General features: G+C 71.5%; 9 protein-coding genes. 5 read left to right on the top strand and 4 right to left on the bottom strand.

Going from position 1 to position 7,357, the window contains the following annotated elements:
• The coding region (locus EOE48_RS26735) for a L,D-transpeptidase family protein (RefSeq protein WP_127733931.1) at positions 1-1,683 on the top strand (1,683 nt) is incomplete at its 5' end.
• Between the two features lie 110 nt (positions 1,684-1,793).
• Positions 1,794-2,102: an alkylphosphonate utilization protein gene (locus EOE48_RS26730; RefSeq protein ID WP_127733932.1), complete on the top strand. Its 309-nt coding sequence runs from the start codon at positions 1,794-1,796 to the stop codon at positions 2,100-2,102.
• A 15-nt stretch (positions 2,103-2,117) separates the two neighbouring features.
• Here the strand turns inward: EOE48_RS26730 and EOE48_RS26725 are convergent, their stop codons facing one another.
• From EOE48_RS26725 to folE, 4 genes are all read right to left on the bottom strand, one after another.
• Positions 2,118-2,612, bottom strand: coding sequence for a hypothetical protein (locus EOE48_RS26725; RefSeq protein WP_127733930.1), 495 nt, complete (start codon positions 2,610-2,612; stop codon positions 2,118-2,120).
• The gene (locus EOE48_RS26720) at positions 2,612-2,800 is read right to left on the bottom strand and encodes a hypothetical protein (RefSeq protein WP_127733929.1); all 189 of its coding nucleotides are present in this window, start codon (positions 2,798-2,800) and stop codon (positions 2,612-2,614) included. The genes EOE48_RS26725 and EOE48_RS26720 overlap by 1 nt, the downstream gene beginning before the upstream one ends.
• Before the next feature lie 97 nt (positions 2,801-2,897).
• Positions 2,898-3,311, bottom strand: coding sequence for a phosphoribosyl-AMP cyclohydrolase (hisI, locus tag EOE48_RS26715; protein WP_127733928.1), 414 nt, complete (start codon positions 3,309-3,311; stop codon positions 2,898-2,900).
• Positions 3,308-3,967 carry a GTP cyclohydrolase I FolE gene (gene folE / locus EOE48_RS26710; RefSeq protein WP_127733927.1) on the bottom strand — a complete coding sequence of 220 codons (660 nt, stop codon included), beginning with the start codon at positions 3,965-3,967 and terminating at the stop codon, positions 3,308-3,310. Before folE ends, hisI begins: the two co-directional genes overlap by 4 nt.
• 242 nt (positions 3,968-4,209) lie before the next feature.
• Here folE and EOE48_RS26705 point away from each other — a divergent pair, with 242 nt between their 5' ends.
• From EOE48_RS26705 to thrS, 3 genes are all read left to right on the top strand, one after another.
• The gene (locus EOE48_RS26705) at positions 4,210-4,656 is read left to right on the top strand and encodes an iron-sulfur cluster assembly scaffold protein (protein WP_127733926.1); all 447 of its coding nucleotides are present in this window, start codon (positions 4,210-4,212) and stop codon (positions 4,654-4,656) included.
• On the top strand, positions 4,653-4,985 hold the full coding sequence (gene yidD, locus EOE48_RS26700; RefSeq protein WP_127733925.1) for a membrane protein insertion efficiency factor YidD: 333 nt from the start codon (positions 4,653-4,655) through the stop codon (positions 4,983-4,985). Before EOE48_RS26705 ends, yidD begins: the two co-directional genes overlap by 4 nt.
• 280 nt (positions 4,986-5,265) lie before the next feature.
• Positions 5,266-7,278 (top strand): threonine--tRNA ligase, encoded by a 2,013-nt coding sequence (gene thrS / locus EOE48_RS26695; protein ID WP_127733924.1) that lies wholly within the window; start codon positions 5,266-5,268, stop codon positions 7,276-7,278.
• The last annotated feature ends 79 nt before the right edge of the window (positions 7,279-7,357 follow it).

The following is a 7,357-nucleotide window of genomic DNA, read 5'->3' as shown; positions in this document are numbered from 1 at the left end:
GCCGCCGCCGAGGCGCCGCCGCTGCCCGCCCCCGGCGACCCGGTGGCCGAGGTGGTCGCGGCCCGCCTCGCCGATACGAACTTCGCCCTCGTCCGGCGCCTGCCGCGCAAGGAGCGCGAGGCGATCCAGGCCTTCTACGCCCTCGGCGCCTTCAAGGCGGTCTGGGTCGCCGACGGCGCCTGGACGCCGGCGGCGAAGGCCGCGATCGCCCGGCTCCAGGCCGCCGGCGACGACGGGCTCGATCCCCTCGCCTACCCGATCCCGCTCCTCGACGCGCCCCGCGCCGGCCCGGCCGACCTCGCCGAGGCCGACCTGAAGCTCTCGGCGGCGGTCGCGCTCTACGCCCGCGACGCCCGCGGCGGCCGCATCGAGCCGTGGCGGCTGTCGAAGCACATCACCCCGAAGCTCGACCTGCCGGGCGCCGACGCGGTGCTGACCCGCCTCGTCACCGCGGGTCCCGCGGCGGACGCGACGCTGCAGGCCTACAACCCGCAGCAGCCGGGCTACCTCGCCCTCAAGGCGAGGCTCGCGGCGTTGCGGGCGCAGCAGCCCGGCCGCGCGGTGCCGATGGTGCGCCTGCCCAAGGGCCCGACCCTGAAGACCGGCATGCGCGACCCGGCCCGGGTGCCGCTGATTCGCGCCCGCTTCGGCCTCGGCGGCGCAGCCGACGCCACCGCCTACGACGACGCGGTGGCGGGCGCCGTCGCCGGATTCCAGCGCGAGCGCGGCCTGAAGGTCACCGGGCTCCTCACCCCCGACACCGTCGCGGCCCTGGCCGGCCCGGCGCCGGGGCGCCAGGAGGCGGACCTGCTCTCCAACATGGAGCGCTGGCGCTGGCTGCCGGCCGACCTCGGCCAGACCCATGTCTGGGTCAACATCCCCGACATGAAGGTGCGGGTGGTGCGCGACGGCCGCACGGTCGACGAGAACCGGGCGATCATCGGCAAGCCGGAATCGCCGACGCCGGTCTTCTCCGGCGAGATGACCTACGCGGTGGTCAACCCGTCCTGGACGGTGCCGCCCTCGATCCTCAAGAACCAGTTCCTGCCTCGCCTCGCCCAGGATCCGAACTACGCCGCCCGTCTCGGCTACGAGGTGGTGCGGCGCGGCAACGGCATCGCGATCCGCCAGCCGCCGGGGGAACGCAACGCGCTGGGCTTCATCAAGTTCATGTTCCCCAACGACCACGCGGTCTACCTGCACGACACCCCGAACCGCTCGCTGTTCGCGCGCAGCGACCGGGCGCTGAGCCACGGCTGCGTGCGCGTCGACGACCCATTCCGCTTCGCCGAGGTGGTGCTGGGACCGACCTGGCCGACCGAGCGGCTGAGGAAGCTGATCGGCAAGGGCGAGCGCACCGTGATGCTGCCGCACAAGCTGCCGGTCCACCTCGCCTACTTCACCACGCTGGTCGACGAGACCGGCGCGCTGCGCAGCGCGCCCGACGTCTACGGCTTCGACGCCCGGGTGAAGGTGGCCCTCGGCCTCGCGACCGAGGCGCCCCCGGCCGCCGAGGTGCGCAAGCCGAAGCCCAAGCCGGCGCCGGCGGCGAACGTCGCCCAGCACGCGCCCCGGCCGCGCGCCCGCGCCGCCGAGGCGGCCGAGATCCCCGCCGCCCCCGGGGTGGTGCAGCCCGACGACGGCTTCTTCGCGCCGCCGACGGTCCGGCGCGGGTGGTGGTAGGGGATCCGACGCAAGCCTGCTCCCTGCAAGAGGCGTGGGGCGATCCCGTCCCGGTGCTTGCCGCCTCTCCCGTCGTCAGCGACAAGGCGCCGACGCTCCAGGGGGCAGGCATGGCCGGCAGCGACGAGGACTACGTGTACGACGAGGCGCTCGGCGAGTGGCGCCCCGCGAGCGAGGTGGCTGCCGCCGCCGCGGCGCCGGCCGCGGCCGAGGTCCACGACGCCGCCGGCAACGTCCTGGCCGACGGCGACTCGGTCACCCTCGTCAAGGACCTGAAGGTCAAGGGCGCCAACCAGACCCTGAAGCAGGGCACGGTCATCCGCTCGATCCGCCTCACCGACGACCCCGAGGAGATCGACTGCCGCCACGAGACGATCAAGGGCCTGGTGCTGCGGACGGAGTTCGTGCGCAAGCGGTGACCGGCACCGGTCCGATCATCTGCCGGGTGTGCCGTTCGGGGCCTGCGGCTGAACGAGGGTCTTGGTGCCTGTGATCGTCGGGATGACCGCTTCGCTCCTCAAAGCCGCGACGACAATGAGGCCGATGATGACAGGCGCGATGATCGCCGTCGCGGTCGCGATGAAGAGCTGGCGCCAGAAATTGCCGGCTGCCTTGACTTCGCGGACGACGGCGCTCTTCAGCGTCTCCTGGCGCGCCTCCTCGATCTCGTCGGCCATGTAGGCACGAGCCGCCACGTCGAAGAAGGACGCGGCCCGGCTCCGCATCTGATCGAATTGATAATCGGTGATGTTCCCGATCCACGCCTCGACTTCGATTTCGGAGGGAGGCTGCCCGCGGGTGGCGGCGTGGTGGGACAGCCATTCGCGTCGCTCGAATGCGAACAGAGCGTATGTGATGAACGCCTCGACCGGGGGCGACCCGGCGCCATCCGTGAGCTTGTCGAAGACCTCGCGGTCGTTCGTCGGCATCACTTCGCCTTGGGCGAGTGTTTCCGAACGTCGATGGCGGATCGAAACGCGCCGGTCTGTTCGGCGGCGTTCGACAAGGCTGCGTGGACACGCGCGACATCGGCCTTGGTCATCGGCTTGCGCGGCACAACGGTCACGAAGCGACCGGTGCCGGAGAACCTGACACTCTCACCCTTCTTCGCAGCCATCGCCTCACCCCGTCGGCTTCGCGGGATGAGCGTTGCAGGTTCACCCAGCGTTCGCAACGGGAAACGGTCCGCGGGCTCGATTCGGAGAGAGCTGCGCTCACCCTACGAACGTCAGACCCACCCGCCCGCTCACCGCATCCACCGCCACCGCCCGGTAGAAGCAAGCCCGCCGCCCGGTATGGCAGCAGCCGCCGTCGCCGCCGACGCGCACCCGCAGCAGCAGGGCGTCCTGGTCGCAATCGACCCGCATCTCGACGACGGTCTGGACCTGCCCGCTGGTGGCGCCCTTGTGCCAGAGCTCGCCGCGCGAGCGCGACCAGTACCACGCCTCGCCGGTCTCGATCGTCTTCGCCAGCGCGTCGCGGTTCATGTGGGCGAGCATCAGGATCTCGCCGGTCGCGGCATCGACCGCGAGAGCGGTGATCAGCCCGTCGGCCCCGAAGCGGGGCATGAACGCCGTGCCCTCCTCGATCTCGGCCTTGGTGCCGGGCTCGGCGAAGCCGGCGCTCATCGCTTGTCGCGCACCAGGGTGAGGAACCGGACCTGCTCGGTCGGGTCCTGCTTGAACACGCCGGTGAACTGGGTCGTCAGGGTCGAGACGCCGGCCTTCTGCACCCCGCGCATCGCCATGCACAGGTGCTCGGCCTCGACCATCACGGCGACGCCGCGGGGCTTGAGGGCCGAGTCGATGGTCTCGGCGATCTGCGCCGTCATCGTCTCCTGGGTCTGGAGCCGGCGGGCGAAGGCGTCGACCACCCGGGCGAGCTTGGACAGCCCGACCACGCCGCGGCGCGGATAGTAGGCGATGTGGGCGTGGCCCATGAACGGCACCATGTGGTGCTCGCAGTGCGAGTGGAACGGGATGTCGCGCACCAGCACGATGTCGCTGTAGCCGTCGACCTCCTCGAACACGCGGTCGAGAATGGAGTGCGGCTCCTGGCGGTAGCCGCCGAAGATCTGCTCGTAGGCCTTCACCACCCGCTGCGGCGTCTCGACGAGGCCCTCGCGGTCGGGGTCGTCGCCGGCCCAGCGCAGCAGGGTGCGCACCGCCGCCTCGGCCTCCTGCCGTGTCGGCCGGTCGGTGATCCGCTCGGGGCGCGGGACGTCGCGGCTCTTGTCGGCGGTCTCCGGCATCCGGACCGACAACGACTTCAGCACCGCATCCATGACGCCTCCCGCCCGGCCCGATCGGGCATGCTCAACGATCCGCCCCGCCCTCCGCCGCCGGTGCGGGTCAGCCATGCCGGTGGAGGCGAGCGTTCCCGGGCGCGTCATCCCTCGCGGCCCGGCACGCTGGCGCCTATATCATGGCTCCTCGCCTCCGGCGCAATGCACCGGATGCACGCCAGTTCCTCGTGCCATCGCCCGTCCCGCCGGCGCTGTCATCCTCGCCGAAAGTCCAGGCCGCCATGCTGAGCGACATCTACAACACGCGCATCCTCGAACTCGCCGCCGACATCCCGCGCCTCGGCCGGCTGCCGGCACCCCAGGCGAGCGCGAGCCGGCATTCCAAGCTGTGCGGCTCCACCGTGACGGTGGATCTCGTCACCGAGGACGGCGTGGTCACGGACTTCGCCCACGACGTGAAAGCCTGCGCGCTCGGTCAGGCGGCCTCGTCGCTGATGGCCCGCCACGTGATCGGCACCCGCACCGGGGACCTGCGCGCCCTGCGCGAGAGCGTGCGGCGGATGCTCAAGGAGGGCGGGCCCGCCCCCGGGGGCCGGTTCGCCGACTTCGCCGTGCTGGAGCCGGTGCGGGAGTTCAAGGCCCGCCACGCCTCGACGCTCCTGACCTTCGACGCGGTGGTGGACGCCCTCGACCGGATCGAGGCCCGCCGCGACGCCCCGGCGGCATGAGCCCCGGCCGGCGTGCCGCGCACGGGGCGATCCGCGCCTACCAGCTCACGCTGTCGGGCCTCGTCGGCCGGCAGTGCCGGCACTGGCCGTCCTGCTCGGCCTATGCCGACGAGGCGATCGGGCGCCACGGCGTCTGGGCCGGCGCCTGGATGGGGTTCGCCCGGATCTGCCGCTGCGGGCCGTTCGGCACCCACGGCATCGACCTCGTGCCCGAGACCCTGCCGGCGGGCGCGGCGTGGCATCGCCCCTGGGCCTACGGCCGCTGGCGCGGCGTCAACGCGCCCCCCTCCCCCTTCGCCTGCGAGACGGTGCCGGGTTCGGATTCGTGACACGATTTTCGGACGATCAGTTCCGAAACTCGCATCACCAGCCCGCGCGGCGTCTGAGCGAAGCCGAAATCCGCGTCGCGAAAGCGACCGCTTGCGGTCGCCTGAAGCGATCGATCGGATTTCGTATGACGCCCGCGCCCTGGCAATCGCGCGCCCGGCTGGTATGACGGCGCCTCCCGGCCCGGCCGCCCTACGGCCCGCGCCGTGGAGACTGTAGCCCCTTCATCCCCCGCTTACCTGCACGGTGCGCAGGAGTGAGCCCGCGGAGGCACGAGACACCATGCCGATCCTGACATTCCCCGATGGCGCCGCCCGTTCCTTCGACGGTCCGGTGACCGGCCGCGCCGTCGTCGAGGGCATCGCCAAGTCGCTCGCCAAGCGCACGGTCGCGATGGCCCTCGACGGCCGGGTCTGCGACCTCGACGACGCCATCGCGCACGATGCCCGCATCGAGTTCCTCGACCGCGCCGACCCGCGCGCCCTCGAGCTGATCCGCCACGACTGCGCCCACGTGCTCGCCGAGGCGGTGCAGTCGCTGTGGCCGGAGACCCAGGTCACGATCGGCCCGGTGATCGAGAACGGCTTCTACTACGACTTCTTCCGCGAGACCCCGTTCTCGCCCGACGACTTCTCCGCGATCGAGGCGCGGATGCGCGAGATCATCGCCCGCGACGCCCCGTTCACCCGCGAGGTCTGGGCCCGCGACGACGTCCGGTCCCTCTTCGAGCAGAAGGGCGAGGCGTTCAAGGTCGAGCTGGTGGACGCGATCCCGCCGGGCGAGGACCTGAAGATCTACCGCCAGGGCGAGTGGTTCGACCTCTGCCGCGGCCCGCACATGACCTCGACGGGCAAGGTCGGCACCGCCTTCAAGCTGATGAAGGTGGCGGGCGCCTACTGGCGCGGCGATTCCACCAAGCCGATGCTGAGCCGCATCTACGGCACCGCCTGGGCGACCAAGGAGGATCTCGACGCCTACCTGCACCGCCTGGAGGAGGCCGAGCGCCGCGACCACCGCCGCCTCGGCCGCGAGATGGACCTGTTCCACTTCCAGGAGGAGGGCCCGGGCGTGGTGTTCTGGCACGCCAAGGGCTGGACGGTCTTCCAGGAGCTGATCGCCTACATGCGCCGGCGCCTGAAGGGCGACTACGCCGAGGTCAACGCGCCGCAGATCCTCGACAAGGCCCTGTGGGAGACCTCCGGCCACTGGGACTGGTACCGCGAGAACATGTTCGTCACCAAGACCGAGGACGAGCGGGTGTTCGCGATCAAGCCGATGAACTGCCCCGGCCACGTCCAGATCTTCAAGCATGGCTTGAAATCCTACCGCGACCTGCCGCTGCGGCTGGCCGAGTTCGGGTCGGTGTCGCGCTACGAGCCCTCCGGCGCCCTGCACGGGCTGATGCGGGTGCGCGCCTTCACCCAGGACGACGCCCACGTCTTCTGCACCGAGGACCAGCTCGCCGCCGAGTGCCTGACGATCAACGACCTGATCCTCAGCACCTACGCCGATTTCGGCTTCGACGAGATCGTGGTGAAGCTCTCGACCCGGCCCGAGAAGCGCGTCGGCTCCGACGCTCTCTGGGACCACGCCGAGGACGTGATGACCCGGGTGCTGGCGCAGATCGAGGAGCAGTCCGGCGGCCGGATCCGCACCGCGATCAACCCGGGCGAGGGCGCGTTCTACGGCCCGAAATTCGAGTACGTGCTGCGCGACGCGATCGGTCGCGACTGGCAATGCGGCACGACGCAGGTCGACTTCAACCTCCCCGAGCGGTTCGGCGCGTTCTACGTCGATGCCGACGGGCAGAAGAAGACCCCGGTGATGGTCCACCGCGCGATCTGCGGCTCGATGGAGCGGTTCACCGGCATCCTGATCGAGCACTTCGCCGGCCACTTCCCGCTGTGGCTGGCGCCGCTCCAGGTCGTGGTGGCGACGATCACCGGCGAGGCCGACCCCTACGCGCGCTCCGTGCTGGCGGCAGCGGAAGCGGCGGGCCTTCGCGCCGAGGCCGACCTGCGCAACGAGAAGATCAACTACAAGGTCCGCGAGCACTCCCACGCCAAGGTGCCGGTGATGCTGGTGGTCGGCCGCCGCGAGGGCGAGGAGCGCACCGTCTCGGTCCGCCGCCTCGGCAGCCAGCAGACCCGCACCCTGCCCCTCGACGAGGCGCTGGCCGAGCTCGTCGCCGAGGCGACCGCCCCCGACCGCCGCCGCGCCAGCGCGGTGGCGGCGAGCGAGCCGCAGGTGGCCGCGACCCTCGACGCCCATCACGGCGAGGCGCCGACGCCGTGAGTCCCGAGGGCCGCGCCGACCTGCGCGGCCCTCTGATTTTCCCGACGAAGAACCCGCACGAGACGGCTGGACAGCCGCC

Source organism: Methylobacterium oryzihabitans (assembly GCF_004004555.2).
Taxonomy (GTDB): Bacteria; Pseudomonadota; Alphaproteobacteria; order Rhizobiales; family Beijerinckiaceae; genus Methylobacterium; species Methylobacterium oryzihabitans.
This window is presented reverse-complemented; position numbering and strand designations above follow the sequence as displayed.

Coding starts and splice junctions, on each gene's coding strand:
- yidD (WP_127733925.1), top strand. CDS start 4,653: ATGAGCCCCGGCCGGCGTGCCGCGCACGGGGCGATCCGCGCCTACCAG.
- EOE48_RS26730 (WP_127733932.1), top strand. CDS start 1,794: ATGGCCGGCAGCGACGAGGACTACGTGTACGACGAGGCGCTCGGCGAG.
- EOE48_RS26705 (WP_127733926.1), top strand. CDS start 4,210: ATGCTGAGCGACATCTACAACACGCGCATCCTCGAACTCGCCGCCGAC.
- hisI (WP_127733928.1), bottom strand. CDS start 3,311: ATGAGCGCCGGCTTCGCCGAGCCCGGCACCAAGGCCGAGATCGAGGAG.
- thrS (WP_127733924.1), top strand. CDS start 5,266: ATGCCGATCCTGACATTCCCCGATGGCGCCGCCCGTTCCTTCGACGGT.
- folE (WP_127733927.1), bottom strand. CDS start 3,967: ATGGATGCGGTGCTGAAGTCGTTGTCGGTCCGGATGCCGGAGACCGCC.
- EOE48_RS26725 (WP_127733930.1), bottom strand. CDS start 2,612: ATGCCGACGAACGACCGCGAGGTCTTCGACAAGCTCACGGATGGCGCC.
- EOE48_RS26720 (WP_127733929.1), bottom strand. CDS start 2,800: ATGGCTGCGAAGAAGGGTGAGAGTGTCAGGTTCTCCGGCACCGGTCGC.